This is a genomic window from Thiohalocapsa halophila, from assembly GCF_016583825.1.
GTDB lineage: Bacteria > Pseudomonadota > Gammaproteobacteria > Chromatiales > Chromatiaceae > Thiohalocapsa > Thiohalocapsa halophila.
Genome location: NZ_NRRV01000028.1, coordinates 1 through 26,104 on the forward strand (window position 1 = coordinate 1; position 26,104 = coordinate 26,104).

Genomic DNA, 26,104 nt, shown 5'->3' on the forward strand with positions numbered 1-26,104 from the left:
AGTACGGGGTACGGGGTACGGGGTACGGCAACCAGTGTTCATCCCCCGCAGCTTCTTGCACAGTCGGTCCTCCGGAGCGGATTCCCTGTCGGGCCTACTGGCGTGCGCCCGACCTTCGATCACAACACGCCTCTTCGCGCCAGTCCTTAGCACGGCGCGTGCGACGCAGTGTTCGCGCCCCGTACTACGTACTTCCTCACGCAAACACAACCCAAGTCGTCGCAATATACTTCACACCGGCCTCCAGCCGATTGGCGCGGTGCTCGTGGGTCCAGAAGGGCGGGAAGAGAATCAGCTTGCCGCGCTCGGGTCGGACGCTCAGGTTCTGGTATAGAAACTGGGTTTCGCCGCCGGGGCCGGGCACGTCGTTCAGGTACCAGATGGCCACCAGCTGGCGCTGGCTCAGCTCGTGGCTGCCGCCGTCGACGTGCCAGTGGTAATACTGCCCCGGCAGGTAGCGCTGCACCTGGTAGCCGAGGTCCTTGAACGGCCCCTTGAAGTAGGGATAGGTCTCGCGGAATTCCTGCATGGCGGCGGCCAGGGAGCGGAAGAACATTTGGTCCGCGTCCTTCCAGTCGTCCTTGTTGCTCACCACCAGGTCCGTGGTCTGCTTGATGGAGGCCATTTCCTCCCGCAGCTGACCGACCCGGCCGGCGTACTGCTGCTCGGGGTTGGCCTCGAAGCGGCTCACCACCTCGTCGCAGAAGCTGGGCGGCAGGGCGCCCGGGCGCTCGAAGACGAAGCTGCCGGGCGCGAGCTCACGCAGGGTCGGCAGGGGCGGAATGGGGCGTTCGGGGTCGAGCTGGCTCATGCGTCGTCTTCGGTCTCGGTCGCGTCGGATGCCGCCATGGCCACAGGCTGGTAAGGCGTGCGATCAGGCGGTCCCTCCGCGTGCAGGAACACCGGCAGCGCGTCGAAGCCCGGGTAGGCCGGGAGCGCCACCAGGCTGCTGGCGACGGTGCCGTAGTCGCCGCCGTCGAGCCGGATGCCGTCTAGGCTCATGGCCGCCAAGCGTGCCTCACGCGGTGCATCGTCCGGTGCGCGCCGGCCCAACAGCTCGATCCAGGCCCGCCAGTCGCCGCCGTCGGCAGCGGGTGCGGGCTCGGCCGCGGCGCGAAATGCGCGCAGGAAGCCAGCGATCCGCGGCTCGCTAGTGTCATCGAGGTCACCGGCGGTAAGCATGTGCAGGCCCGGCGGAACTGGATGCACGCGGATTTCGTCGTCACCACCATGGCGCACCCAGTAGCAATCCCTGGGGTCCGCGATGAGCAGATTGAAGGGGCGGTAGGCGCCTGGGTGGAGGTCCGCCAAGGCGCCGGCGGCCTCCTTGGCCTCGGCGTGGTCCAGCGCCTCCAGCACCAGCTCGCCGCGGCTGCGCCGGCCGGGCTCGGGCCCCAGGGTGCCGGTGCGGTTCAGTACCGCGGCGACCATGCCGTGGTCGTTGACGCCGAGCCAGCTGCCGTCGGCGAGCTCATCCAGGCCGGCGACCACCTCCGGGCGGTCCGGCCAGTGCCGTCCGGGCGGCTGCGACGGGCGCGAGCGCAGCTCGTCGCGATTGGCTGCCAGCAACAGCGGCCAGTCGTGATCGGGGCGTCGGAGGATGACGACAGTGCACATAGCGGAGAGGGCTGAGGGCTGAGGGCTGAGGGTCGAGGGCTGAGGGCCGGATAGAGCCTCAGCCCCCAGCCCTCAGCCCTTCTTCATCAAGGTCTATCGTCAACCACCTCGCCCTCTTTCACCGCCGGGGTCGGCAGCAGATCCTGCTTGCTGACCCCGAGCCAGACGGCCATGGCGGTGGCGATGTAGATGGTGGAGTAGGTGCCCACCAGCACGCCGATGATCAACGCCAGCGAGAAGCCCTCGATGGCCGCACCCCCCAGGAAATACAGCGCCAGCAGCACCAACAGCGTCGTGCCGGAGGTGATGATGGTACGCGACAGGGTCTGGTTGATGGAGCGGTTGCAGATCTCGATGACCGAGCCCTTACGCATCTTGCGGAAGTTCTCGCGGATGCGATCGAAGATGACGATGGTGTCGTTCAGCGAGTAGCCGATGACCGCCAGCACCGCCGCGAGCACGGTCAGGTCGAACTCGATATGGAAGATGGAGAAGATGCCGACGGTGAAGATGACGTCGTGCACCAGCGCCGCGACAGCGCCCAGGGCGAAGCGCCACTCGAAGCGCACGGCGACATAGATCAGGATGCCGATGAGCGCAAAGAGCACGGCGAGCCCGCCCTGCTCGCGCAGCTGCTCGCCCACCTGCGGGCCGACGAACTCCACCCGCCGCAGCTCGACGCCGCTGCCGGCGGCTTCGCTCAGAATGCGCACCACCTGGTCGCTGCGCCGGGCGCTGGCGTCCTCACCCTCCTCCACGGGCGGCAGGCGGATCAGGATGTCCGTACGCGAGCCGAAGTACTGGACGATGGCATCCGGGAAGCCGTTGTCGCGCAGGGTGCCGGTGATCTCGGCGATCGCCACCGGCTCCTCATAGCCCAGCTCGATGACGGTGCCGCCGGTGAAGTCCAGCCCGAATTCGAAGCCGCGGAAGAGCATGGCGCCCAGGAAGAGCACCAGCACCGCCGCGGAGAGCACCGCGGCGATGTAGCGCTTGCCCATGAAGTCGATGTCGAGATCCGTCAGGATCTGTGCAGGGGCCATGGCCGTATCTCCGTCAAAGAGCGAGCTGGATCAGATGGCGAGTCGGGGCACCCGACGGCCGCCGTAGATCAGGTTGATCACCGCGCGCGAGCCGAGGATGGCCGTGAACATCGAGGTCAGGATGCCGATGAACAGCGTCACCGCAAAGCCCTTGATGGGCCCGGTGCCGAAGCTGAACAGCACGGTGGCCGCAATCAGCGTCGTGATGTTGGCATCCACGATGGTGGACAGGGCCTTGTCGTAGCCGGCGTGGATGCTGGCCTGCGGTGAGCTGCCGTTGCGTATCTCCTCGCGGATGCGCTCGAAGATCAGCACATTGGCGTCCACCGCCATACCCACGGTCAGCACGATGCCGGCGATGCCGGGCATGGTGAGCGTCGCCTGTAGCGCCGAGAGCACGGCGACGATGAGCACCAGATTCACGATCAGCACCAGGTCCGCCACCAGACCGAACACCCGGTAATACAGCGCCATGAAGACCACCACCAGCGCCAGGCCGATCATCACCGAGCGGAAGCCCTGGTCGATGTTGTCCTGCCCGAGGCTGGGGCCGATGGTGCGCTCCTCGACGATCTCGATGGGCGCCGCCAGGGCGCCGGCGCGCAGCAGCAGCGCCAGGTTGTGCGCCTCGTCGGAGCTGTCGAGGCCGGTGGTCTGGAAGCGCCGGCCGAAGGGCTCCAGGATGTTGGCGACGCTGATGACCTCCTCGGTGCGCTCGCGCTCTTTCACCGGCTCGCCGTCCACCATGCGCGTGACCGTGCGACTCTCGATGAAGACCACGGCCATGGGCTTGCCGACGTTCTCCGTCGTGACATTGCGCATGCGCCGGGCGCCCTGGCCGTCGAGGTTCACGAACACCGCCGGCGAGCCGGACTGCTGGTCGAAGCCGGCGGAGGCGTCGGTGATCTGGTCGCCGGTGACGATGACCCGGCGGCTGAGCAGAATGGGCTGACCGTTGCGCTCGCGGTACAGGGCAGAGCCCACGGGCACGCGCCCGTCGAGGGCGTCGCGCACGTCGTGCTCGGTGTCCACCAGCCGGTACTCCAGCGTCGCCGTGGCGCCCAGCAGCTCCTTCAAGCGCGCCGGGTCCTGCGCGCCCGGCAGCTGCACCACGATGCGCCGCTCGCCCTGGCGGGCGATGATGGGCTCGGCGACGCCCAGCGCATTGACGCGGTTGCGCAGCGTGGTGATGTTCTGCTCCAGCGCGAAGTCCTTGACCTCTTCCTGTATCTGGGGCGGCAGAGCGGCGTAGACGAAGTAGTTGGCCCCCTCCGCGCCGGTGTCCACCGTCAGGTCGCGGAACTCCTTGCGGATGATCTGCTGCGCCTCGTCACGCGCCGCCTCGTCGCGGAAGCGCACGGCGATGCGGCCTGCGTCGCGGGTGATGGTGAGATAGCGCACCTTCTGCTTGCGCAGCTCGGTGCGGATGTCGCCGGTGTAGCGCTCCAGCGCCTGGTCCACCGCGGCTTCCATGTCCACGTCGATGAGCACGTGGATGCCGCCGCGCAGATCGAGGCCCAGGAACATGGGCTGGGCGTTCAGCGCCTCCAGCCAGCCCGGCAGGTCCGGGGAGGTGGTGAGCGCGCTGTTGTAGCGGTCCGAGAGGGTCTGCTCCATGACCTCCGCCCCGCGCAGTTGCTCGCTTGGCGTCGTGAAGCGCACCAGTAGCTTGTCGCCCGGTAGCCGCTCGATGTCCTTCACCGGGACAGCGGCGTTCTCCATGGCAGCGGCGATCTCCGCGGCGCTGGCCTCGGTGACGGGGTTGTCACGGGTGCCCGTCACCTGAATGGACGGGTCCTGCGGGAACAGGTTCGGGAGCGCATACAGCAGCCCGACCAGCACCACGGCCAGGATGAGCAGGTTCTTCCACAGTGGATAGCGGTTCATGGCTGGGGCTTCTCGAAGGCTTCCTTGGGGGCTGCGTGGTGCGCTGGCGCCCGCGCCGGCCGCTCGGTCATGCCGCCGCCGGCTATGATGGCCGGAGTGCGGGACACCGGGCGGCCGACGCCGTTGGGGCGCGGCCCGGGAGGGCTGAGGGTTGAGGCTGAGGGCCGGGGGCCGGGGCGCTCAGAGCTCCTTCAGCTGGCCCTTGGGCAGCAGCACTTCCACGGCGGAGCGGCGAATCTTGATGCGCACATTATCGGCGACTTCCAGCTGGGCGAAGTTCTCGCCGAGCTCGACGATGCGCCCGGCGACGCCGCCCATGGTGACCACCTCGTCGCCCTTGCTCAGTCCCTCGACGAGCTTCTTGTGCTCCTTCTGGCGTTTGATCTGCGGGCGGATCATCAGGAAGTAGAGGATGACGATCAGGCCGACCGGAAAGAGCAAGCCCAGCAACGGATCGCCCGCGGGCGCACCCTCGGCCTGGGCCATGGCGTCGGAGATGAAAAAGCTCATGTCTAGGTCCTCGCTGCCGCGCCTTGCGCGGATATCTGAACGGGGTCGGACGAAATCGAGCCGCGCATTATCGCATATCGTCCAACTCCGGGGCGCCCAGAACGGATGGGAGGCTGCGCCCGCTCTATTCCGCCGCGAGGGAGGTCCTTGCGACGGAGCTTCTCGCCCGACGCCTGAGGGGGTCGGTCAGGAGCGATGGCGCGCCTGAAGGAAGTCGATCCGGTCATGGGCCAACCGATAGACGACCCGATGCTCCTGCGCCAGCCGGCGCGGGCGCAGCTTGCACTCCTTCAACCCCAGGCCGCCGAAACCTCGCGGCAACAGGTCCTGCCGCGGGCCTCAGGCCGCCGGCCCGCGGCGTGAGCGTGTGCTAGCCTTCCGGACAAGCCCGCCCAGCCTTTCGAGCAGCCATGAGCCAGCGCGTCCCCGAGCCCGCAGCGGACCGCGCCGCGCGCCGTCCGACTCCCGGCGAACCCGCCCGCCCAGCCTCCGATGACGGTCTCCCGGTTTCGGAAGAGACCTACTGGGCCGAGTACTACCACGCGGCAGACACCTGCTACGAATGGCACGACGGCCGCCTGGAGGAGAAGCCGGTGTCGGACTACGAGACCATCGCCGTCTACAAGTGGCTGCTCGGGCTGCTGGAGCACTTCCTCAGGGTCCATCCCATCGCCGACTGGGTCACGCTGGAGATGGGCTTTCGCCTGGCGCTGGCCACCGGCACCGTCATCCGCCGGCCCGACCTCGCCGTGGTGCGCCGCGACAACCCACACCCGCTGCGCCCCGGCATGGCGTCCTATCCCGGCGTGTTCGACCTCTGCATCGAGGCCCTGTCGGACCGCGCTCGGCAGGACATCCACCGCGACACCGTCGCCAAGCGCGCCGAATATGCCGCGGGCGGCGTGCCGGAGTACTACATCCTCTCCCATCGCGCCGAGCACCAGGCCTTCTACACCCGCGACGCCGACGGCCTGTACGTGCCCCTGCCCGCCACTGACGATATCGTCCGCTCGCGGGTCCTGCCCGGCTTCCAGTTCCGCCGCCGCGACCTCTGCGCGCAGCCCGACTGGGACAGCATGCGTGCCGACCCGGTCTACGCCGGCTTCGTGCTGCCCGGCTGGACCGCGGCCGAGCGGCGGGCCGAGGCGGAGGCGCGCCGCGCGGACGCCGAGATGAGCCGGGCGGAGACGGAAGCGCGCCGCGCGGACGCCGAGGCCGCGAGCCGACGCCAAGCCGAGCAGGAGCTGGCCCGGCTGCGCGCCGAGATGGCCGAACGCAAGCGCTGAGCGGGGCCGGGAGCTGAGCTGATCGGCGGCGAATTCGTGCGCCGGCCGATGACGCGTTTTCAATCCGTTGACACAGCGGCGGCCAGCGCGCCCGCGCTGCCCGTCTCGATGGCGTCGCGCAGTCGCCGCATCAGGTCCTGATAGAAGGTCAGGTTGTGGATGGTGTTGAGCCGGGCGCCCAGGATCTCGTTGCACTTGTCCAGGTGGTGCAGATAGGCGCGGCTGTAGTTGCGGCAGGTGGTGCAGCCGCAGGCGGGGTCCAGCGGGCCGGTGTCGGCCTTGTGCGCGGCGTTTCTGATACGCACCGTGCCTTGGCTGGTGAAGAGGTAGCCGTTGCGGGCATGGCGCGTGGGCATGACGCAGTCGAACATGTCGATGCCGCGCAGCACGGCCTTGACGATGTCCGCCGGCGTGCCGACGCCCATCAGGTAGCGCGGCTTGTCCGCCGGCAGTTGGTCCCGCAGGTGATCCAGCACCATCAGCCGGTCCGCCTCCGGCTCGCCCACCGAGAGCCCGCCCACGGCGTAGCCGTCGAAGCCGATGCCCATCAGCCCTGCCAGGGAGCGGCTGCGCAGGTGCGGATACATGCCGCCCTGGACGATGCCGAACAGCGCCGCCGGGCTGTCGCCGTGGGCCTCGCGGCTGCGGGCGGCCCAGCGCAGCGAGAGCTCCATGGACGTGCGCGCGGTGTCTTCGTCGGCCGGATACGGTGTGCACTCGTCGAAGATCATAACGATGTCCGAGCCCAGCGCGCGTTGCACGGCCATGGATTCCTCCGGGCCCATGAACACCGGGCTGCCGTCCACCGGCGAGCGAAAGTGCACGCCGTCCTCGGTGATCCTGCGCAGGTCCCCCAGGCTGTAGACCTGAAAGCCGCCGGAGTCCGTGAGAATGGGCCGCCGCCAGTGCATGAAGCCGTGCAGACCGCCGTGGGCCTCGATGACGGCGGTGCCGGGGCGGCCCATGAGGTGAAAGGTGTTGCCGAGGACGATCTCCGCGCCCAAGCCTTCCAGCTCCTCCGGCGTCATGCCCTTGACGGTGCCGTAGGTGCCCACGGGCATGAAGGCCGGCGTCTCGACGCTGCCGCGGGGGAAGCTGAGCCGGCCGCGGCGGGCGGCGCCGTCGGTGGCGAGCAGGTCAAAGCGCATGGTCGGGCGTGGCCTCCCCGGCCAGTGGGGGTAATGTGTCCAGCCAGCGGGCGAGGCCGTGCAGGTCGTCCACCGCGAGCTGCGGCGGCGCCAAGTCTTCGGGCCAGGGCTGGTTGGCGCGGTTGACCCAGACGGCTTTGATCCCGAGCCGGCGCGCCGCCTCCACGTCCCGCACCGGGTCGTCGCCGACGTGCAGGGTCTCGGCGGGACCGACGCCGGCCCAGTCCATGGCCAGCTGGAACAGGGCCGGGTCCGGCTTGGCGGCGCCGGCCTCCGCGGCGGTGAGCGCGCGGTGGAAGGCATCGCGCAGCGGCGTCTCGTGCACGTCGGCGTTGCCGTTGGTGACCGCCACCAGGCGGTGGCGCTCGCGCAAGCGCGCCAGCACCGGCGGGACATCGGCATAGGGCTCCACGCGATTGCGCTGGCGCCGGAACAGGTCCATGGCGGCATCCGCCAGCGCGATGTCGTAGTCCAGCTCCGCCAGCAGGGCGCGCAGGGACAGCAGCCGCACTTGGGTGACGTCGTGGGCGATGTCGGGGCGCTCGCTGATTAGGGCGCGGCGATGCTCGCGCAGGGCTGCGGCGTCGAAGCGCTCGGTGAGGCGCGGCGCCTGCGCCCCGAGCCAGGCGAGCAGGGCCTCCTCCGCCGCCTGAATCACCGGCGCGCAGGGCCAGACGGTGTCATCGAGGTCGATGGTGATGAGCCGCACGGGGCTCGGGTCCGGACTGGGGGCGAGTCGGTCGCTCGCCGGGGTCTGCGCTGGCATCTACTGACCTGTGCTTGGTAACCAGGGGACGGCGCCCAATTCTGCACGCGAGCGCAGGTGGGCGGGAAGTCGGCGCTCGGACGCATCGCCGGCGTGCCCAGCCAACGCCCGCCGCCACCCGACCCCTCTGCCGGAGGCCAGCCATGTTCATGTTCCGCAAAAAGACCGAGATGCCGAGCGCCGAGCAGGCGCTGCCCGGGCGCGACACGCCCATGCCGGTGACCAACCGCCACTACGTCAACGGCAACCCCATCCAGCCGCCGTTTCCGGCGGGCATGCGGCTCGCGATGTTCGGCATGGGCTGCTTCTGGGGCGTCGAGCGCCTGTTCTGGGAACTGCCCGGCGTCTACAGCACGGCCGTCGGCTACGCCGGCGGCCACACGCCGAATCCCACCTACGAGGAGGTCTGCTCCGGCATGACCGGCCACAACGAGGTGGTGCGCGTGGCCTATGACCCGGACGCCATCGACTACGAGCAGCTCTTGGCCGCCTTCTGGGAGGGGCACGACCCCACCCAGGGCATGCGCCAGGGCAACGATGTCGGCACCCAGTACCGCTCCGGCATCTACTGTAGCGACGACGACCAGCTCGCCGCCGCCCGCGGCAGCCTCGCCCGCTACCAGGAGGCGCTGGCGGCGGCCGGGCGCAATGCCGCCATCACCACGGAGATCCTGCCGGCGCCTACCTTCTACTACGCCGAGGACTACCATCAGCAGTACCTCGCCAAGAACCCGGGCGGCTACTGCGGCCACGGCGGCTGCGGCGTGCGCTATCCGGCCGCCGCCTAGCGCCCCGCCGGCGCGCATCGATCAACCCGGCTGCAAGCCAGGGGATCTGCATCGGCGCCCGACTGCGGCGCTACACGCCACAGATTGCGCGCCGGGGACATCGAGCCCCCGGCGCGCGAAGCCGGCTAGTGCACAGCCGTTCCCGATCAGGGACAAAACCGTCTGCGAGCTTCCGCTGCGTTGCACTGGAGCCGACGCTTCGGGTGGTGAGCCACGCCGGCGTGTTGCCCCCACGCCATTGCGAATTCGCAACGCAATCCGGGCAAGGCGTGGACGATACTGTAGCCGTACTCGTCAACCGATGGACAAACACACAGAATCGTCCGTTTCGGGCCGACAGCGACGTGTCGCAAATACAGGAATCGGGGTTGACAACTCCATCGGTATTTAAGAAACTATTGATGTACTGAAGATTTGCAGTTCTTCAGTGCACTCCTCCATCCTCCTTTGGTGGTAATCTTATAGCGCGGCGCCCGCCGCGCTTTTTTTTGCCTAATCAAAACGTTACAGGCATCGTCGCCGACTTGTGGCAGCGCCTGCAACGCCGTGATCAACCCCTCAAAGGTCCGGGTTGTTCGCGTGGGTCAGGAACATCGCATCGCCGTAGGAGAAGAAGCGGTAGCGCTCCGCCACCGCGTGCCGATAGGCGGCCATCACCGGCGCGTAGCCCGCAAAGGCACAGACCAACATCAACAGCGTCGACTCCGGTAGGTGGAAGTTGGTCAGCATCGCGTCGATGACCCGGAACCGATAACCAGGCCGTATGAACAGGCGGCTGTCGCCCCGAAAGGCCCTGAGCTCACCGGATGCCGCAGCGGTCTCAAGGCTGCGCACCGTGGTGGTGCCCACGGCCACCACCCGCCCGCCGCGCGCGCGCGCCGCCGCCACCTGGGCGCACACCTGCTCGCTGACCTCCAGCCATTCCGCGTGCATATGGTGCTTGGCGAGATCGTCCTCGCGCACCGGCTGGAAAGTGCCGGCCCCCACGTGCAGGGTCACCTGTGCCTGCTCGACGCCAATGGCCCTGAGCCGCGCGAGCATCGCGGCGTCGAAATGCAGGCCGGCCGTGGGCGCGGCCACCGCGCCGTCGCGTCGGCCATAAATGGTCTGGTAGCGCTCGCGGTCGCTCGTGTCATCCGGGCGATCGATGTAAGGGGGTAGCGGGGTGTGACCGTGGCGCGTCAACAGCGCTGCGATCTCCTCCGACTCGCTGACCAGCACGAAGAGCTCGTCCTCACGGCCGGCCATGGTCAGCACCTCGCCGCCCGGCAGCACCAGCCGGCTTCCGGGCCGGGGCGACTTGCTCGCGCGCACGTGCGCGGTAACCCGGCGCGCGTCCACCAGCCGCTCCACCAGGATCTCCGCCTGACCGCCCGTCTCCTTGCGGGCGTACAGCCGCGCCGGCAGCACCCGGGTGTCGTTGAAGACCAAAAGGTCGCGCGGGTCCAGCAGCGCCGGCAGGTCCGCGAACATCCGGTCCTGGTGCCGGCCGCTGGCGCCGTCGAGCACCAACAGACGGCTCGCGGCGCGCTCCGGCAGCGGTCGCTGCGCAATCAGCTGTGGCGGCAGGTCGAAATGGAAGTCACTGCGTTGCATTGGGGAGTTCCGCTCGGCCCGCGGCTCGCGGTATTATGACGGATCGGCTGCCGGGGTGGCGGAATTGGTAGACGCAGTGGACTCAAAATCCACCGGTGGCAACACCTTACGAGTTCGAGTCTCGTCCCCGGTACCATTTCCCAATGGATGCCCGAGCGCGGCCCGCACAGTCACGGGTCCGGCCGCGGCGGGCAACGCAACGCCACGGTTTCGGCGATGAAGCAGCGCGCCCTGGACGATCCGCATCTCGCCCCCTACACCCGCGGCGTACTGGCCAAGATCGACCCGGACGTGCTCGCGTCCCTGACCGAGCATCAGTTCCGCAGCATCCGCGACGCCATCGACGCGAGCCGCCCCATCAGCCGCCACAGCGTGGATCTGCGCGGCATCATTCCGCTCGGCTTTGCGCGCTGGTATTTCGTGCTGCTGGCGGGCCGCGACCGGCGCGCCGACACCCGCAGCGAAGAGCACCGCTTGCAGTACCTGATCACCTCTGGGGTGGGTGCGGTCTTGCTGGCCGGCGCGGTGCTCGTGCCCCTGACCGCCTTATTGCTACTGGTAGGCTACGCCCTGAAGAGCTTCCTGGGCCTGGATTTAAACCCAGAGGGTCACCTGATGGATTTCCTGCGCTGACGCAACCGGCAGCGAAGCCCGCCCGCTTCGGCGCCGCCATGCCCGTGGAGCCACCACCATGTCCGACGCACCCTTCAGCACTGCCGACGCGGCCGAAAACGCCTTCTACAGGGCCTTCGCCGGCACCGACCTGACCGCCATGGCCAGGGTTTGGCATGACGGCGACGAGGCCCGCTGCATCCACCCGGGCGGCGGTCTGCTCAGCGGCGCCGGCGCCGTACTGGACAGCTGGCGGCAGATCTTCGCCGGTGCCGCCGCGCCGACGGTGCGTCATCGGCTCCTACACCGCACCGGAGCCGGCGGGCTCAGCATCCACTTGGTGGAGGAGCAGATCGGCCCGGGCGACGATCCCGAGCGCGGCCTGACCCGCATCCTGGCCACCAATGTCTACCGGCAGACCACGGACGGCTGGCGTATGGTGCTGCATCACGCCACCCTGCCGCTGGTGGAGTCACAGCAGGAGTCGCCGGCCCCACCATCCCGGGCGCCCACCAGCGGCGATCGCCTGCACTGACGGATCAGGCCGAGATCGCTGGCGGCTGCGCCGATGGGCGTCGTCACCAACGCATCTCGAACACGCAGGCGTCCGCCCCCTGCGCCTGGCACTGGACCTCCGCCACCTCGGTGCGGGCGTTGACTAGGGTGCGAAAGAGCCGCTCGAAGGCGCCGGTGTAGAAGTCGCAGACGGGAACCTCGGCATGACTGCCGCGACAGATGGGACAGCCGGCGATGCGCACCTGCACCGGGCGGCGCCCCAGGACGCTGCGCGGGCTGAAGCCGAAGGCCCCGCTGCCGGAGAAGGTCCAGGCATGCTGACCCACGGCCTTCAGCAGCATGCGGCTGGCGGGCCCCGGAGGCAGTAGCCGCAGCACGCGCTGCGCCGGGCGTGGAATACGGTGGGCGAGCAGATAGTCGCCGGTGCGCAGCCCCGCATCGAAGGAGATCCGTCTGGCCTCGGTGATGCCGAGCCGCCGGCGCAGCGCCTGTTGCAGGGCGATCACGTCATCCTCGTCCACCATCTGCTGCGGCGGCTGCGCCAGGTGGTGCTCAAGCCCGGCCTCGGCAAACACCGCCGCCGTCTGCGCACCAAAGGCGTCCAGCGCCTCTGCCACGCGAGTGACGGCGTTGGGCCCGATGCGCGCCGGCGTCTGCGCCGCAGACTCCGAATGGGAGTGCACGCGCGTGGCGGCGGCCCGAGCTGACCGGCCGGCGTCGCTCAACGCCGGCGGCGCCTGCTCAAGTGTGCGCGGTGCCGGGCCACGACCGCACGGCACGCAGCACGCCGGCGGCCGGCACCGGGCGGCTGGCCGCTGCGACGCCGCGAGCTGGCGCGCCTTACTCGGAAGGAGAGAAATGCCAACGTGCGCGGTCCCAGTGGAAGTAGGCGTCGTGCTCGGTGCAAAGCTCGCGCAGGAAAAAGCGTCCGGCCTCGGTGACACGCAGGCCGTGCGGCAGCGCCTCCACCAGACCGTCACCGGCGTAGGCCGCGAGGCGGCGATATTCGTCGTCTAGGCAGCCGTCCGCCATCTCGTGCGGCAGCTCCAGGTTGCAGATCAGGTGGGAGATGGCGTCCCGCCGCCGACGATCCAGATCGCTCAGCTTGTGCCCGCGATCCACAGGGATGCGCCCGGCATCGACTTCCTGCTGCCAGGTCTGAAGGTCCGGCTGGTTCTGCACGCAGGTCCCGCGCAGCTCGCCGATGGCGCCGGCGCCGAGCCCGGCCAGATGCGCGCTGGGGGTGGCCGTGTAGCCGATGCAGTTACGATGCAGGCGGCCCTCGGCCTGGGCGAGCGCGAGGTCGTCGGTTTCCAGCGCGAAGGTATCCAGCCCGATCCAGGTATAGCCGGCCTGGGTGAAGGCGGCAACGGCGGCACGGAAGAGCCGCTCGCGCTCGGCATTGTCGGGGAGCTCGTGCACGTCGATGGCGTGCTGATGCGGCCCATCCAGCGTCTTGCGTGCATAGCCGAAGCAGGCCACCCGATCCGGGGCCAGCTCCAGCACGGTATCGAGGGTGCGCTCAAAGGTGGCGGCGCTCTGCTGCGGGAGGCCGTAGATCAGATCGAAGCCGATGCTGTCGAAGCCGATATCCCGGGCCATCCAATAGACATCGCGAATGAGCTCTTCGGACTGGATGCGGCCGATGGCGCGCTGCACATCGGGGTCGAGGTCCTGCACGCCGAAGCCGATGCTGCGGAAGCCGAGCGCGTGCAAAAGCTCCAGCTGGCCGGCCGAGGTGCGCCGCGGATCACACTCCATGGAGCACTCGGTATCCGGGACGATGTGAAAGCGCCGCTCCAGCATCTCCGTCAGGCGTGTCAGCTGGGCCTCGCTCAGGTAGTTCGGCGTGCCACCGGCGAGGTGCACCTGTAGCACATCGCGGTCGCCGTTGATGCGCTCGGCCACCATGGCCATTTCCCGATCCAGGGTATCCAGGTAGGCGTCCATGCGCTCGCTGTCATGGGTCACGGTGGTGTTGCAGCCGCAATAGAGGCAGCGACCGGCGCAAAAGGGGATGTGCACGTACAGCGACAGGGTCTCGCTCGGGCGCTGCGCAACGGCGGCGAGGTCTTGGGCGTAGTCCTCGGCGCTGTACTCGCCGCCCCAGCAGGGGGAGCGCACCGTCGATTCGAAGCGCCTCCCCCGTCCCGTCAACCGTTGAACATAGTCCGGCGTGATCTCGGCGGGGGTAGCGGTGGACATGGTTGAGCGGCCTCTGTAGTTTCCGGGTGACAAAGGCGATGTCGAGCGCACCTCGACACCATCCCTGCGGGGCAACGCCCCACCGCCTGGACGCCGAATTCGGGCACAGGCGCAGGGAGCTGGAGAGCGCCAGTGGCGACTTCCGAGCCGAGCCCCGCCGCATCTGGCGGACCACAGCATCTCCCCGAGCAAAGTCCGGACCTCCCTGACCCAAAAACGACGCGCCGACGGGCTCCACGGAGACCGCGTACCGAACTGCGCCGCCGTGCCCGCATCACGCAGGCCGTCGGCTGGTACGGGGCCCGGAGTCTGAAGCCGGGTGTCTGAATCCTGTCGTTCACATCCCTGTCCATGCGGTGCTGTCACGGCCGGCTGCCGCCGTCTCGAGCCTGGGCTTGAGCTTCGGCGGCCGCCGTCAGTGCCGGTGGCGCTTGCCGGTGCCGTCGGACCGCTTTGATTGTGTCACCTTTCCCGAAGCGCTGCTCCGTCAGCCTGTCTTGCGGTGAAAAGACGCCGCAACGGCAACACCGATGCGGCGGTTTGGGCGCCTGCCAGCGCAGACCCTAAGGCCCCTGCGCTGGCTTTGTAAAGTTAGACAAGGTCCGCCAGAGCGTCGTTGACCGACATCAAGCTGCCTGCGAACGAATCCCAGCCGCTTGGCGACGCCCGCTCGCTGGCCTGCGCCATCAACGCCCGCGTGGCGCGAACGGCAGCGCCCGAACAGACCCCGTCGGCGGTGTCACCATCCGCTGCGTCGAGCTCCGGGCCGCCGCCACCGGCTGCCGGCTGCCGGCGGCGGACAGTGCTTCCTGCGGGCCGCGTGTGCTGGTCCCGGCGTCCATCGCCGTGTCGACCTCGGGCTCCAGCGCCCAGCGCCAGAGTGCGCCGTCGGCGAGCGGCAGCACCAGGAACCAATGCTCCAGGATGGCCAATGCCAATAGGGTGGCCGCCAAGATTAGCGCAACCCCGGCAAAGCTGCCGGCCGGCAGCTCCACCGCGGTGTCCACCAACAGGCACATGATCACCGTCGCGACACTCACGGATACCGGAAACAACAGGTTCATCGGGCGCTTGGCCAGATAGGTGGTGAGGAAGCGGATGCGCTCGGGCAGCCAGTCTTCGTTCAGGTTGGGCACGCCCAGAAACAGGTTCAGCTTGGCGCTCCAGCGCATCAGCCACAGGATCACAAAGGTCCAGGTGCCAACGGTGTTCACAGCGCCCCAGGTGAGCCAGATCATAAGGCTCGCGGCGGCGACGATGACCAGCTCGTGGTAGATGCTGGTGGACAGCGCCAAGCGAAACCGCTGCCAGCCACGGCAGCCCTCGGGGCAGGGCGACTTGCGCGGACCGGTGATGAAGCCCATGAAATAGCTCATCTCCATCCAGCCCCAGATGACCACGCCGGCGGTGAAGCCCGCATAGGCGCCGAGCACCGTGACCAGGTCACGACTCCAGACCAGCACGCCGAAGGCCGCGACGAGGGCGAGCGTTGCCCCCGCCAGGCTCCAGGGATAGGTGTGCTCCGGGCGCTTGTCCAGATACAGGATGACGCCGGTGCTGAACCACCACAGGAACAGGGCGTAAGCGACGGCGAGCCCGTAGCTCAGCATGGTGGCTGCATCCCATCCGGTTGCGGCGGCACGCGGCGGGCGACCGTCACTGCGGCCCTCACTGAGGCCGTCACTGAGCCCGTCACTGAGACTGGGGCTCCGCGCGCAGCAGACGCGCAAAGTCGGCGGTATTGGTGGGACCGAAGGCGCGCAGATCGATCTGCCGTCCGGTCTGGGGATCTTCGAACAACAGGATGCCGCCGCCGCGCAGGGAGATGACATAGGGCGCATCCAGCGGCACGTCATAGGCCTTGCGCTCGCGCACCATGCCGCGCATCACACCCAGCACAAAACCGTCGATGCCGGACTCGAGCTCCGCGAGCTTGGCGTCTTCGCCGGCGATGCGCACCGTCGTGGTGCCCGTGCCGTCATCCACAAAGACGAGCTCACGGCTCTCCACCACCGGCGGCAGTGGCGTCTGGGTGCCACCCACGCCGGTGATTTGTACCATGGCCGCGGACAGGATGACGAAGCCGATCAGCAGCGCCGCACCGATGAGCACGGCACGCGGGAAAGGTCGGCCCTCAAACGGGTCACTCACTGCGCTATGTCCTCACTCACCGGCCCGTCGCCGGCGCCGTGCCGAGCTGCGGCGAGCCGCCCGGATTGTTGTTGCGCGATTCCGCGGCGGCGTCTGCCGCCCCGTCCTGCTCCGCCGCCGCCTCGCGCAGCGCATCGGCGAGGATCTCCGCCACCCGATCCACATCGGGCACGCAGCGCAGCATGGGCTGGGCGTCGAAGAAGCGCCAGGGCCGCACATTCGGCCACAGAATCAGGAAGTTCACCTTGTGGCCGTCGCCGAGCACCATCGGGATATCGCCGATGCCGTCCTTGTAGCGTCTCAGCCCAGCGCTTTGAATGGCCTTGAACGGGATGTTCACGGCCATGGGCAGCGCCACGCCGAAGCGAATCACCACGCGCCTGTCGGTGATGCTGTAGATGGTAGAGCGCGCGAAGGCCCAGGCCATGAGCGCCAGGATAGCCACGGCCATCAGGCAGAGCAGCAGCAGCCACAGCCCCGAGAGCAGCGCCGCCTTCAGGGATTCACCGGCCGCGAAGACATAGACGACGCGGAAGGCGATGAGCAGCCCGAAGTAGATGGCGACCGTGCGGACGTAGAACGCCCGCACGGCAAGCGCGCCCCACTGGGGCGCGCCCTGCCACCGGAGCGTCTCCCCCTCGGGGAGATTCTCCGGCAAGCCGGGAACCGGCTCGATGTCGAACTCGCTCACAGGTAGGGCTCCGCCCGGTCCGGCGTCGCGTACATCTTACCGGCGCCGAGGTAGGCGACCACCTTGTCCTCTTCGGCGAGCGTGATCTGATCGTAGCTCTTCAGGGTCGGCGCGTCCTTGAACTGGGCACCGGTGAGGCTATCGATCTCGATCACGCCCTTCTTGCCGCGCACATTGCACAGCGGCATCGGGGCAAGCATACGCTTGCCGCCGGCGTCGATCTCGAGATAGCGCACGCAAGGCTCGGCGGTGTCCACCCAGATCTCTTTGCAGACGCCGCCCTGCTCACCATCGCAGCCGAGCGCGGGCATGCCGCGCGGGTCTGGATCACCTTTGGCGACACTGAAGTGCTTCGCGACGCGCATCGGCCGCACCCGCGGCTCGCCGGTTTCGGTCAGATCCGGCTCCTCGGCGCGCACGGCATAGGAGCCTGGGCCGACGCCGGCGAGCATGGGATTGCCGGTGGGGGCCAGCGGCGCGCCGGGGAAGTCGGCGATGGGCGCGGCATTGAGCTTCGGCTGCGGACGCTCCGGTCCCGGCTTCTGGATCTCGGCGCCGGTATGCGGCATCTTGAAGGTCTTCGGCTTCGGCAGCGGCGGGAAGCCTTCCATCATCTTCTTGCGCCCACCCATGCGCTGGGACTCCACAGGATAGCCTTCGCGCTTGTCTTCGGTGCGGATATAGAAGATCAGCGCGAAAAAGAAGAACCAGAAAACGTACAGCGTCAGCTGTGCGACATCGATGTAGTTGGTAATGGCACCGACAGGCATTGGATACCTCCATTGGCCGGATGACTAGGGCAGCTCGGCGATGCCGAACTGCGTTGAGGACCGCGCACTATTGCCGCCGCCGTGGGTCACCAGCGGCCCGATTGCGATCAGGGTAGCGAACAGTAAAAGGATCTCCAGGTGGTAGACCACGGCATAGCCCACGGCGGGACCCATGAGCACGGGCCCAAAAACCCCTTCGGCGGCGAACATTGCGATGACGTCGCGCAGCGCCCCGCCGAAGGCGATGCCGACCCCGTAGGCAGTGGCCTGAACAGCGCCCCAGGCGCCCAGCGCCAGGCCGCTGTGCGCGCCGTCGCCGGCCATGTTCATGGCCGCCGTCAGCGTGCCGACGGCAAAAAGGCCGCCGCCGAAGCCGATGAGCAAGGCTCCCGCCCGGAACAGCCAGGGCGATTGCAACGGGTCCGAGAAGACCACGGCAGTGAAGGCGACGATGCCGACCAGCACCCCCGTGGCCGAGAGTCGATAGGTATCCGCGCCGCGGCTGAGGGCTCTGGCTGCCAGCGCGAAGGCCGTGAGGGTGCCGAAGGCCCAGATGGCGGTGAGCCGGGTGGTCTCGGCCACGGTCAGGCCCAGCACCTCGGCGCCATAGGGCTCCAGCAGAATCTCCTGCATGGTGAAGCCGGCGGTACCGAGTCCCAGCGCCACCAGCAGGCGCAGGGTGCGCCCGGCCTCGATGAAGCGCCGCCAGGTCTCGCGGAACGGCGGCAGCGGCACACCGGCTTCGCGCTCGCGCCGGCACTGCGCCGCGCGCTCGCGGTTCACAGCCTCCTGCTTCCACAGCGCCACCACATTGAGCACCATGGCCGCCACCGCCGCGCCCTGGATCACCTGGATCAGCCGCAGCTGGCTGAAGTCCGTCAGCAGAAGGCCGAACAGCAGGGCGCTGCCGAGCATGCTGAGCTGAAGGGCCACGAACAGCAGCGCCACCACCCGCGGCCGGCTCGCCTTGGGCGCGATGTCCGTCGCCAGTGCCAGCCCCGCTGTCTGGGTGGTGTGGAGGCCGGCGCCGGCCAGCAGGAAGGCCACCGCCGCGCCGAGCTGGCCGACGATGGGGTGCACATTGCCCCCCTCGGCCAGCAGCAGCAGCGCGAAGGGCATAATGGCTAGCCCGCCGAACTGCATCAGGCTGCCGAACCAGATATAAGGCACCCGGCGCAGGCCGAAGGCCGAGCGGTGCACGTCGGACCTGAAGCCGATCAGCGCCCGCAGCGGCGCGAACAGCACCGGCAGCGCCACCATCAGCGACACCAGCCAGGCCGGCACCGCCATCTCCACCACCATGACCCGGTTCAGGGTGCCGTAGAGCAGCACCATGGTCATGCCGACGGAGCCCTGGAACAGGGCCAAGCGCAGCAGCCGCGACAGCGGCAGCTCCGTGGTGGCGGCATCGGCGAACGGCAGAATCCGCGGCACGATCTCCCGCAGGAGCCAGCGGCGGATCTCGGCCGGCTGCATGATCATGAGGCCCTGAGCTCCATCGCTTGGGAGGTATAGAAGCCGCGCTGGATGAGCCGCGTGCGCCCGATCTGCCAGCCCGCCAGGGCCGGGTCGGCCGCAATACCTCGGCGCAGCCGGCGCTCGGCCACCGGCACGATGGCCGGGGAGCGGTCGCTGCGCGGGAAGAATTGGCCGACGCCGTGCATCAGCGACAGCAGCAGGGTGCGCGGCGCGAAGGTGAACAGCAGCCGCTCACGCGCGCGCCCGGCGAGGCCGGCGATGACGCCCAGGGCGTCATCGCGCTCGTAATGGATCACGCTGTCCATGGAGACAACATAGTCGAAGGCCTCGCCCTTGGCTGGCGCATCCTTCGCTGCTTCATTGGGGGCGAGCATATCGCCCACCGCGAAGACGATGCGCCCGGCCAGCTCCGGCGGCACACGCTCGCGGGCGTTCTCGATCAGCGTCGGCGAGAGGTCCACCGCATGCACCTCGGCGCCGCGGCGGGCCGCCGCCAGTGCCAGCATGCCGGTGCCGCAGCCGGCGTCCAGCAGCCGCTTGCCCGTGAGGTCCTCCGGCAGCCAGCCGAGCAGCGTGGCGCGCATCTCATCGCGGCCCGCGCGCACGGTGGCCCGGATGCCGCTGACGGGGGCATCCGAGGTGAGGCGCTTCCAGGTCTCGGCCGCCGTGCGGTCGAAATAGGCCTCCACCTGGCTGCGGCGCTCTTGGTAGGACGGGCTCGGCATCTAGGTTTCGCTCGGTGCTGAAGATTGACGCGTGCTCGGTGGACGCTCCTAGTCGAAGCCGAGGAAGTCGAACAGGTCGCGATCGCGCATGGGCGTGACCTCCAGCGGGTCGGTGCCCGCCAGCAGCGCCGCCGCGAGGTCCAAATAGCGCTGCTGGGCCAGCTCCACCTCCGGGTCCGGCTCCATCTCGAACAGCGTGGCCTTGCGCAGCCGCGAGCGGCGGATCACGTCGAGGTTGGGCAGATGGGCCATGGTCTTGAGCCCGACCGCCTCGTTGAAGCGGTCGATCTGGTCGGTCTCGGCGCTGCGGTTGGCGATGACGCCGCCGATGCGGACCTTGTAGTTCTTCGCCTTGGCGAGGATGGCCGAGGCGATGCGGTTCATCGCGAAGATGGAATCGAAGTCGTTGGCGGTGACGATCAGCGCGCGCTCGGCGTGCTGGAGCGGTGCCGCGAAGCCGCCGCAGACCACGTCACCCAGCACGTCGAAGACGACGACATCGGTGTCCTCCAGCAGGTGATGCTGCTTCAGGAGCTTCACCGTCTGGCCGACCACGTAGCCGCCGCAGCCGGTGCCGGCGGGCGGTCCGCCCGCCTCCACGCACATGACGCCGTTGGTGCCTTCGTAGACGAAGTCATCGAGGCGCAGCTCCTCGGGGTGGAAGTCCACGGACTCCAGCACGTCGATGACCGTCGGTACCAGGCGCTTGGTCAAGGTGAAGGTGCTGTCGTGCTTGGGGTCGCAGCCGATCTGCACCACCCGCTTGCCGAGCTTCGAGAAGGCGACGGACAGGTTGGAGCTGGTGGTGCTCTTGCCGATGCCGCCCTTGCCGTAGACGGCGAAGACCTGGGCCTTGCCGATCTTCACGTCCGGGTCGAGCTGCACCTGCAGGCTGCCCTCGCCGTCGAGGCGCGGATTCGGCTTGGTGGGCTTGGCCTTGCCGACGGCCGGGCCACCGCCACCGCCGCCGAAGATGGTCGTCGGGAGATCGTCTAGATTCATGCCGCCACCCCTTCGGTGATGCCTTCGAGTCGGTCTTCCAGCTCTTCGCCGGCGCGGCGCAGGGCCTCCAGCGTCGCGTCGTCGGGCTGCCAGTAGTTGCGCTCGTGTGCCTCCAGGAGGCGGTTGGCGACCTTGGCGGACGCCGTGGGATTCAGTGCCGCGAGGCGCTCGCGCATCTCCTCGTCCAGCACGAAGGTCTCGGTCATGCGCTGATAGACCCAGGGCGCTACCTGGCCTGTGGTGGCGGACCAGCCCATGGTGTTGGTGACGTGGACCTCGATCTCGCGCACGCCCTCGTAGCCGTGCTTGAGCATGCCCTCGTACCACTTGGGATTGAGCATGCGGGTGCGGGTCTCCAGCGCCACCTGCTCGGCCAGGGTGCGGACCTTGCCGTCGCCGCGGGTCTGATCGCCGATGTACACCGGCACGTCCTTGCCTTGCGAGGAGCTCACGGCACGGCTGATGCCGCCCAGGGTGTCGAAGTAGTGATCCACGGTGGTGACGCCGAGCTCGACGGAGTCCAGATTCTGATACGCCAGCTGCACGTCGCCGAGTACGGACTTGAGCAGATCGGAGTGCTTCACCGGTACGCCGGCGCGCCCGTAGGCGAAGCACTTGCGCCGGGTGTAGGTCTCGGCGAGCTCGTCCTCGTCATCCCAGCCGCTGTTGTCGATGAGGTGGTTGACGTTGGAGCCGTAGGCGCCGTCGGCGTTGCTGAACACCCGCAGCGCCGCGGTCTCCATGTCGCAGCCGTTGGCCTCTTGGTAGGCCAGGGCGTGCTTGCGCACGAAATTCTGCTCGACGGGCTCGTCGGCGGTGGCCGCTAGGTAGGACGCCTCGGCCAGCATCTTGGTCTGCAGCGGCAGCAGGTCGCGGAAGATGCCCGAGAGGGTCATGACCACGTCGATGCGCGGGCGGCCCAGCTCGGACAGCGGCTTCAGTTCCGCGCCGCAGATGCGCCCGTAGCTGTCGAGTCTCGGCTTGGCGCCGATCAACGCCAGGCACTGGGCGATGGGGCCGCCCTCGGTCTTGAGGTTGTCGGTGCCCCAGAGCACCATGGCTACGGACTCGGGCAGCGCGTTGCCGTCCTGGAGATGGCGATCCAGCAGCACCTGCGCCTGCTTCACCCCGTCCTGCACGGCATAGACGCTCGGCAGCCGGAAGGGGTCGAATCCGTGCAGGTTGCGCCCGGTGGGCAGGATCTCCGGCGAGCGCAGCAGGTCGCCCCCCGGCGCCGGGCGCACGAAGCGGCCTTCCAGCGCCCGCAGGATGGCCGGCAGCTCGTGGTCTTCGGACATCAGCCGGTCGTAGCCGGCGAGGTCCGACATGAGCTTGAGGTTCTCGTCGGTGACGTCCATGCCGCCCTTCTGCAGCGCCAGCGCGGGTGCGCCGCCGTCCACGAGGGTCGCGATGGCATCCCGACTCACTTCCTGCTGGGTGCAGCCCTCGGTCATGCCCTCGGCGACGGCCATCAGCAAGTCGGTGCGCTCCTCGGCGTTGGGCGGCTCGCCCACCACATGCAGGCCGTGGGGGATCAGGGTGTACTCCAGCTCCAGCAGCTCGTCGGTGAGCTTGGCGATGCGGTCTTCGGCGCTCGCATCCCACTCCGGCTCTTCATCCGAGGCGACTGGCGCCAAGTCCACCTCGGCGGCCTGGGCCTGGATCAGCGCGGCCAGCTCGTTGCGCTCGTCCATGGGCGCGTCCGGGTCCAGCTTGCGCCAGCGCTCCAGCGACGCCTTGAGATCGGACAGACCGCGGTAGAGTCCGGCGTTGGCGATGGGCGGCGTCAGGTAGCTCACCAGGGTGGCCGCGGCGCGGCGCTTGGCGATGGTGCCCTCGGAGGGATTGTTGGAGGCGTAGAGGTACATGTTCGGCAGGTCGCCGATGAGGCGGTCCGGCCAGCAGGCACCGGACAAGCCCGCCTGCTTACCGGGCATGAATTCCAGCGCCCCATGGGTGCCGAAATGCAGCACGGCATTGGCGCCGAAATCGTCGCGCAGGAAGCGGTAGAAGGCGCTGAAGGCATGGGTCGGCGTGAAGCCCTTGTCGAACAACAGCCGCATCGGGTCGCCCTCGTAGCCGAAGCTCGGCTGCACGCCGACGAAGACATTGCCGAACTGCTCACCGAGCACGAACAGCGACGCCCCGTCGGAGAGCTGCTTGCCCGGCGCCGGACCCCATTGGCCTTCGATCTCGGCGAGATAGGGCTCGCGCTGGACGTGATCGTCCGTCGGGATGCGCGTGAACACATTGGCATGAGCGCCGAACTGAGCGCCGTTGCCATTGACGATGCGCTCGCGCAGCTCGTCCACGTCCTCGGGCAGGTCCACGTGGTAGCCCTCGCGCTGCATCGCCTTGAGCGTGTTGTAGACGGACGCGAAGACGGCCAGATACGCGGCGGTGCCGGTGTTGCCGGCATTGGGCGGGAAGTTGAACAGTACCAGCGCCACCTTGCGCTCGGCGATGTCCGTGTGGCGCAGGGTGATGAGCCGGTCGACGCGGGCGGCAAGCGCGTTGGCCCGCTCGGGATGCGGCTGCATGTCGCGGGAATGGTCAGCCGGCGCCTCCGCGGAGCGCCCGCCGAACACCATGGGGCCGGTGGAGCCGTCCAGCTCCGGAATCGCCACCATCATGGTCGCCTCGACGGGCATCAGGCCGCGGTCGGAGGACTGCCATTGCTCCAGGGTCTGGAACTCCACCGGATGGGCGGCGAGGTAGGGCACATCCAGGTCGGCGAGCACCTCTTGCGCGGCGGCGGCGTCGTTGTAGGCGGGACCGCCCACCAGCGAGAAGCCGGTCAGGGAGACGACGGCGTCCACACAGGGCTTGCCGTTCTTGAAGAAGAACTCCTCCACCGCGGGACGGGCGTCGAGACCGCTCGCGAAGGCCGGAATGACCCGGAAGCCGCGCGACTCCAACGCCTCGATGACGCCGTCGTAGTGGCCGGTGTTGCCGGCGAGCACATAGGAGCGCATCACCAGCAGGCCGACGCTGCCGCGAGCGTTTTTCTTGGCCGGCAAGCGGCTCGGCTGATCGGTGATGCGGCCCTTCATGCGCGGGTGGAAGACGCCCACCTCCGGGTACTCCACCGGCGACTCGGCCTTGATCTGTCCGCGCAGCTCGGCGCGGGGTCCGTCGGCGAAGCGGCTCACCAGGTGGCGCACCAGGTTGGCGACGTTCTCGTCCGAGCCCGCGAGCCAGTACTGCAGCACCATGAAGTAGCTGCGCACGTCCTGGGCCGTGCCTGGGATGAAGCGCAGGATCTTCGGAATCCGCCGCAGCATGGCCATTTGCCGAGCGCCGTCGCTGGCGTTCTTCTCCTTGCTGCTCTTGTTGCCCCCCTTGCTTCCCCGAAGGCGCTTCAGGATGGCCATCGGCCCGCTCTGGGAGCCGTCCATGGTGAACTTGCCCATGCGCGTCAGACGCATGACCTCGCCCGCGGACATGCAGCCCACCATGGCGTCGCAGTGGTCACGGCGCGCCTGCAGCGCCGGCAGCACGGCTTTGATGTGATCATCCATGAACAGCATGCTGGCGATGACGATGTCGCCTTGCGCGATGTCCGCCTTGCATTCCTCGAGCAGGCGCGGGTCGTCGTCCCATTCCGCCGCAGCGTGCAGCGTCAGGTTGAGGCCCGGCATCTCTTGGCGCAGCGCCGGGCGGGCGCGCTCGACGGCACCGGCCAAATGACTGTCCAGCGTGACGATGACGACGTTGACGGGGGTGGTGTCAGCGGCCGAAGTGGGCTTTGGCATCGTACAGGGTCTCGATCGTTATGGTCGCTACGCCCTGCTCCCGGGCATAGCGCTCTGTGTTTCGGCGGGCCTTGCCGCGGACGAAGAACGGAATCTTGCGTAGCTCCTGCTCCGCGTCCGTCTCCCAGGTAAGCGCGTCGTCGCGGGCGTCCGCCGGCGCATCATCGGCGGGCGCGTCGGCCCTAGCTTCGGCACCGTCCCGCCTCGCGGCGGGCCCCAGATGCGACGGTGCCGCCTCGTCGTGAAATTCACTGTCCTCGCGGAACATCGTGATCAGGTGCTCTTCGAGGCCCATCATCAGCGGATGGACCCAGGTGTCGAAGAGCACATTGGCGCCCTCGAGCCCCATCTGCGGGGCATAGCGCGCCGGAAAGTCCTGGACGTGCACCGGCGCCGAGATCACGGCGCAGGGGATGCCCGCGCGCTTGGCGATGTGGCGCTCCATCTGCGTGCCGAGCACCAGCTCCGGTGCCAGCTCCAGCACCTTGGCCTCGACTTCCAGATAGTCGTCGGTGATGAGCGGCTCGATGCCCCCCTGGCCCACACAAAACCTCTCCGCTGCGGCCCGGATCTCGCGGGCGAATTCGCGGGCATAGGTGCCCAGGCCGACCACGTCGAAGCCGAGCTCTTCGGTGGCGACCCGCGCAGCGGCGATGGCGTGCGTCGCATCACCAAAGATGAACACGCGCTTGCCCGTGAGGTAGGTCGAATCCACCGAGCGGGAGTACCACGGCAGGCGCGTCTGCGCCGCGGCCAGGGCCGGCCCGACGTCGATGCCGGCGAGCTCGCCCACCTCGCGCAGGAAATCCACCGTGGCACCGACGCCGATGGGCACGGTGTGCGTGAAGGGCTGCTTGAACATCCGCTCCAGCCAGGCGCAGGTATCGTGGGCGATCTCCGGGTACAGGCAAACGTTGAAGTCCGCCTCCGGGATGCGCAGCAGGTCAGCGGGTGCGGCGCCAGCCGGGGCAACGACATTGACGTCGACACCGGCCGCGCTCAGCAGCTTGGTGACCTCGGTGATGTCGTCGCGGCAGCGAAAGCCGAGCGCCGTGGGCCCGAGCAGATTGGCCTTCGGCTTCTCGGCCCCGCGCTGCGGCAGCGGGCGCCCGCGCAGCAGCGCGCGCACCAGGGTGAAGAAGGTCTCGGCGGCGCCCCAGTTCTCTTTGCGGGTATAGGCGGGCAGCTCCAGCGGCACGACGGGGATGTCGAAGCCCATGCCCTCCGCCAGGGCGCCGGGCTGGTCCTGCAGCAGCTCGGCCGTGCAGGCCTCGCCCACCAGCAGGGCCTGGGGCTGGAAACGCTCCACCGTATCGCGCAGGGTATGCCGCACCAATTCCGCCGTATCGCCGCCGAGGTCGCGAGCCTGGAAGGTGGTATAGGTCACCGGCGGGCGCTTTGCGTTGCGCGCGATCATCGTAAAGAGCAGGTCGGCGTAGGTGTCGCCCTGCGGGGCGTGCAGTACACAGTGCACATCGCGCATGGAGGCGGCGATACGCATGGCGCCCATGTGCGGGGGTCCTTCGTAGGTCCAGACGGTGAGCTGCATGCGCCGAC

At 68.6% G+C, this 26,104-nt stretch carries 24 protein-coding genes and 1 tRNA gene; 5 read left to right on the forward strand and 20 right to left on the reverse strand.

Going from position 1 to position 26,104, the window contains the following annotated elements; all coding sequences use genetic code 11:
• Positions 1-196 precede the first annotated feature (196 nt).
• The 6 genes from CKO31_RS12765 to CKO31_RS27520 all read right to left on the reverse strand — a co-directional run bounded on the left by CKO31_RS12765 (position 197) and on the right by CKO31_RS27520 (position 5,351).
• Positions 197-811: a 2OG-Fe(II) oxygenase gene (locus CKO31_RS12765; protein WP_200237973.1), complete on the reverse strand. Its 615-nt coding sequence runs from the start codon at positions 809-811 to the stop codon at positions 197-199.
• Positions 808-1,569: an NRDE family protein gene (locus CKO31_RS12770; protein WP_242475343.1), complete on the reverse strand. Its 762-nt coding sequence runs from the start codon at positions 1,567-1,569 to the stop codon at positions 808-810. The genes CKO31_RS12765 and CKO31_RS12770 overlap by 4 nt, the downstream gene beginning before the upstream one ends.
• Before the next feature lie 134 nt (positions 1,570-1,703).
• A complete protein-coding gene (gene secF / locus CKO31_RS12775; RefSeq protein WP_200237980.1) occupies positions 1,704-2,660 on the reverse strand; it encodes a protein translocase subunit SecF in 957 nt (318 codons plus the stop codon).
• Positions 2,661-2,690: 30 nt separating this feature from the next.
• Entirely contained in the window at positions 2,691-4,547 is a 1,857-nt protein-coding gene (gene secD, locus CKO31_RS12780; protein ID WP_200237983.1) for a protein translocase subunit SecD, read from the reverse strand.
• Positions 4,548-4,727: 180 nt separating this feature from the next.
• On the reverse strand, positions 4,728-5,057 hold the full coding sequence (gene yajC / locus CKO31_RS12785; RefSeq protein ID WP_200237986.1) for a preprotein translocase subunit YajC: 330 nt from the start codon (positions 5,055-5,057) through the stop codon (positions 4,728-4,730).
• Between the two features lie 186 nt (positions 5,058-5,243).
• Positions 5,244-5,351 carry a type II toxin-antitoxin system YoeB family toxin gene (locus CKO31_RS27520; protein ID WP_200237989.1) on the reverse strand — a complete coding sequence of 36 codons (108 nt, stop codon included), beginning with the start codon at positions 5,349-5,351 and terminating at the stop codon, positions 5,244-5,246.
• Between the two features lie 116 nt (positions 5,352-5,467).
• Here CKO31_RS27520 and CKO31_RS12795 point away from each other — a divergent pair, with 116 nt between their 5' ends.
• Positions 5,468-6,343 (forward strand): Uma2 family endonuclease, encoded by an 876-nt coding sequence (locus tag CKO31_RS12795; protein WP_200237992.1) that lies wholly within the window; start codon positions 5,468-5,470, stop codon positions 6,341-6,343.
• Between the two features lie 59 nt (positions 6,344-6,402).
• Here CKO31_RS12795 and tgt read toward each other — a convergent pair whose 3' ends face one another.
• Positions 6,403-7,491, reverse strand: coding sequence for a tRNA guanosine(34) transglycosylase Tgt (gene tgt / locus CKO31_RS12800; protein WP_200237994.1), 1,089 nt, complete (start codon positions 7,489-7,491; stop codon positions 6,403-6,405).
• Positions 7,481-8,257, reverse strand: a complete 777-nt coding sequence (locus CKO31_RS12805; RefSeq protein ID WP_200237997.1) for an HAD family hydrolase — start codon at positions 8,255-8,257, stop codon at positions 7,481-7,483. The genes tgt and CKO31_RS12805 overlap by 11 nt, the downstream gene beginning before the upstream one ends.
• Positions 8,258-8,400: 143 nt before the next feature.
• On the opposite strand from CKO31_RS12805, the gene msrA reads away from it, so the two are divergent.
• The gene (msrA, locus tag CKO31_RS12810) at positions 8,401-9,045 is read left to right on the forward strand and encodes a peptide-methionine (S)-S-oxide reductase MsrA (protein WP_200238000.1); all 645 of its coding nucleotides are present in this window, start codon (positions 8,401-8,403) and stop codon (positions 9,043-9,045) included.
• A gap of 558 nt (positions 9,046-9,603) precedes the next feature.
• Here the strand turns inward: msrA and queA are convergent.
• Positions 9,604-10,641: a tRNA preQ1(34) S-adenosylmethionine ribosyltransferase-isomerase QueA gene (gene queA, locus CKO31_RS12815; RefSeq protein ID WP_200238002.1), complete on the reverse strand. Its 1,038-nt coding sequence runs from the start codon at positions 10,639-10,641 to the stop codon at positions 9,604-9,606.
• Positions 10,642-10,690: 49 nt separating this feature from the next.
• Between queA and CKO31_RS12820 the strand changes: the two genes are divergently transcribed.
• From CKO31_RS12820 to CKO31_RS12830, 3 genes are all read left to right on the forward strand, one after another.
• Positions 10,691-10,777 (forward strand) — tRNA-Leu (locus CKO31_RS12820).
• A gap of 80 nt (positions 10,778-10,857) precedes the next feature.
• Positions 10,858-11,274 carry a hypothetical protein gene (locus CKO31_RS12825; RefSeq protein WP_200238005.1) on the forward strand — a complete coding sequence of 139 codons (417 nt, stop codon included), beginning with the start codon at positions 10,858-10,860 and terminating at the stop codon, positions 11,272-11,274.
• Positions 11,275-11,332: 58 nt separating this feature from the next.
• Entirely contained in the window at positions 11,333-11,788 is a 456-nt protein-coding gene (locus tag CKO31_RS12830) for a nuclear transport factor 2 family protein (RefSeq protein WP_200238008.1), read from the forward strand.
• Between the two features lie 43 nt (positions 11,789-11,831).
• Here the strand turns inward: CKO31_RS12830 and bchJ are convergent, their stop codons facing one another.
• From bchJ to bchB, 11 genes are all read right to left on the reverse strand, one after another.
• Positions 11,832-12,452: a bacteriochlorophyll 4-vinyl reductase gene (gene bchJ, locus CKO31_RS12835; RefSeq protein ID WP_200238010.1), complete on the reverse strand. Its 621-nt coding sequence runs from the start codon at positions 12,450-12,452 to the stop codon at positions 11,832-11,834.
• Between the two features lie 157 nt (positions 12,453-12,609).
• Positions 12,610-13,974: an oxygen-independent coproporphyrinogen III oxidase gene (gene hemN / locus CKO31_RS12840; RefSeq protein WP_200238013.1), complete on the reverse strand. Its 1,365-nt coding sequence runs from the start codon at positions 13,972-13,974 to the stop codon at positions 12,610-12,612.
• Between the two features lie 686 nt (positions 13,975-14,660).
• Entirely contained in the window at positions 14,661-15,584 is a 924-nt protein-coding gene (gene puhE, locus CKO31_RS12845) for a putative photosynthetic complex assembly protein PuhE (protein WP_200238016.1), read from the reverse strand.
• Between the two features lie 82 nt (positions 15,585-15,666).
• Positions 15,667-16,125 carry a photosynthetic complex assembly protein PuhC gene (gene puhC / locus CKO31_RS12850; protein ID WP_200238018.1) on the reverse strand — a complete coding sequence of 153 codons (459 nt, stop codon included), beginning with the start codon at positions 16,123-16,125 and terminating at the stop codon, positions 15,667-15,669.
• 16 nt (positions 16,126-16,141) lie between these two features.
• The gene (gene puhB, locus CKO31_RS12855) at positions 16,142-16,816 is read right to left on the reverse strand and encodes a photosynthetic complex putative assembly protein PuhB (protein WP_200238021.1); all 675 of its coding nucleotides are present in this window, start codon (positions 16,814-16,816) and stop codon (positions 16,142-16,144) included.
• Positions 16,813-17,586: a photosynthetic reaction center subunit H gene (gene puhA, locus CKO31_RS12860; RefSeq protein ID WP_200238023.1), complete on the reverse strand. Its 774-nt coding sequence runs from the start codon at positions 17,584-17,586 to the stop codon at positions 16,813-16,815. Before puhA ends, puhB begins: the two co-directional genes overlap by 4 nt.
• A gap of 24 nt (positions 17,587-17,610) precedes the next feature.
• On the reverse strand, positions 17,611-19,068 hold the full coding sequence (locus tag CKO31_RS12865) for a BCD family MFS transporter (RefSeq protein ID WP_274607749.1): 1,458 nt from the start codon (positions 19,066-19,068) through the stop codon (positions 17,611-17,613).
• Positions 19,065-19,790: a magnesium protoporphyrin IX methyltransferase gene (bchM, locus tag CKO31_RS12870; protein ID WP_200238026.1), complete on the reverse strand. Its 726-nt coding sequence runs from the start codon at positions 19,788-19,790 to the stop codon at positions 19,065-19,067. The genes CKO31_RS12865 and bchM overlap by 4 nt, the downstream gene beginning before the upstream one ends.
• Before the next feature lie 48 nt (positions 19,791-19,838).
• Positions 19,839-20,792 (reverse strand): ferredoxin:protochlorophyllide reductase (ATP-dependent) iron-sulfur ATP-binding protein, encoded by a 954-nt coding sequence (gene bchL / locus CKO31_RS12875; RefSeq protein WP_200238028.1) that lies wholly within the window; start codon positions 20,790-20,792, stop codon positions 19,839-19,841.
• A complete protein-coding gene (locus CKO31_RS12880) occupies positions 20,789-24,547 on the reverse strand; it encodes a magnesium chelatase subunit H (protein ID WP_200238031.1) in 3,759 nt (1,252 codons plus the stop codon). Before CKO31_RS12880 ends, bchL begins: the two co-directional genes overlap by 4 nt.
• Positions 24,522-26,096, reverse strand: coding sequence for a ferredoxin:protochlorophyllide reductase (ATP-dependent) subunit B (gene bchB / locus CKO31_RS12885; protein WP_200238034.1), 1,575 nt, complete (start codon positions 26,094-26,096; stop codon positions 24,522-24,524). The genes CKO31_RS12880 and bchB overlap by 26 nt, the downstream gene beginning before the upstream one ends.
• Between the last annotated feature and the right edge of the window lie 8 nt (positions 26,097-26,104).

Excerpts from the sequence above, each read along its gene's own strand:
- puhE (WP_200238016.1), bottom strand. The coding sequence starts at position 15,584 with ATGCTGAGCTACGGGCTCGCCGTCGCTTACGCCCTGTTCCTGTGGTGG.
- CKO31_RS12865 (WP_274607749.1), bottom strand. The coding sequence starts at position 19,068 with ATGATCATGCAGCCGGCCGAGATCCGCCGCTGGCTCCTGCGGGAGATC.
- puhA (WP_200238023.1), bottom strand. The coding sequence starts at position 17,586 with ATGCCTGTCGGTGCCATTACCAACTACATCGATGTCGCACAGCTGACG.
- CKO31_RS12805 (WP_200237997.1), bottom strand. The coding sequence starts at position 8,257 with ATGCCAGCGCAGACCCCGGCGAGCGACCGACTCGCCCCCAGTCCGGAC.
- msrA (WP_200238000.1), top strand. The coding sequence starts at position 8,401 with ATGTTCATGTTCCGCAAAAAGACCGAGATGCCGAGCGCCGAGCAGGCG.
- queA (WP_200238002.1), bottom strand. The coding sequence starts at position 10,641 with ATGCAACGCAGTGACTTCCATTTCGACCTGCCGCCACAGCTGATTGCG.
- CKO31_RS12795 (WP_200237992.1), top strand. The coding sequence starts at position 5,468 with ATGAGCCAGCGCGTCCCCGAGCCCGCAGCGGACCGCGCCGCGCGCCGT.
- bchL (WP_200238028.1), bottom strand. The coding sequence starts at position 20,792 with ATGAATCTAGACGATCTCCCGACGACCATCTTCGGCGGCGGTGGCGGT.
- secF (WP_200237980.1), bottom strand. The coding sequence starts at position 2,660 with ATGGCCCCTGCACAGATCCTGACGGATCTCGACATCGACTTCATGGGC.
- CKO31_RS12765 (WP_200237973.1), bottom strand. The coding sequence starts at position 811 with ATGAGCCAGCTCGACCCCGAACGCCCCATTCCGCCCCTGCCGACCCTG.
- yajC (WP_200237986.1), bottom strand. The coding sequence starts at position 5,057 with ATGAGCTTTTTCATCTCCGACGCCATGGCCCAGGCCGAGGGTGCGCCC.
- CKO31_RS12880 (WP_200238031.1), bottom strand. The coding sequence starts at position 24,547 with ATGCCAAAGCCCACTTCGGCCGCTGACACCACCCCCGTCAACGTCGTC.
- bchB (WP_200238034.1), bottom strand. The coding sequence starts at position 26,096 with ATGCAGCTCACCGTCTGGACCTACGAAGGACCCCCGCACATGGGCGCC.
- bchM (WP_200238026.1), bottom strand. The coding sequence starts at position 19,790 with ATGCCGAGCCCGTCCTACCAAGAGCGCCGCAGCCAGGTGGAGGCCTAT.
- secD (WP_200237983.1), bottom strand. The coding sequence starts at position 4,547 with ATGAACCGCTATCCACTGTGGAAGAACCTGCTCATCCTGGCCGTGGTG.
- hemN (WP_200238013.1), bottom strand. The coding sequence starts at position 13,974 with ATGTCCACCGCTACCCCCGCCGAGATCACGCCGGACTATGTTCAACGG.
- CKO31_RS12825 (WP_200238005.1), top strand. The coding sequence starts at position 10,858 with ATGAAGCAGCGCGCCCTGGACGATCCGCATCTCGCCCCCTACACCCGC.
- tgt (WP_200237994.1), bottom strand. The coding sequence starts at position 7,491 with ATGCGCTTTGACCTGCTCGCCACCGACGGCGCCGCCCGCCGCGGCCGG.
- CKO31_RS12830 (WP_200238008.1), top strand. The coding sequence starts at position 11,333 with ATGTCCGACGCACCCTTCAGCACTGCCGACGCGGCCGAAAACGCCTTC.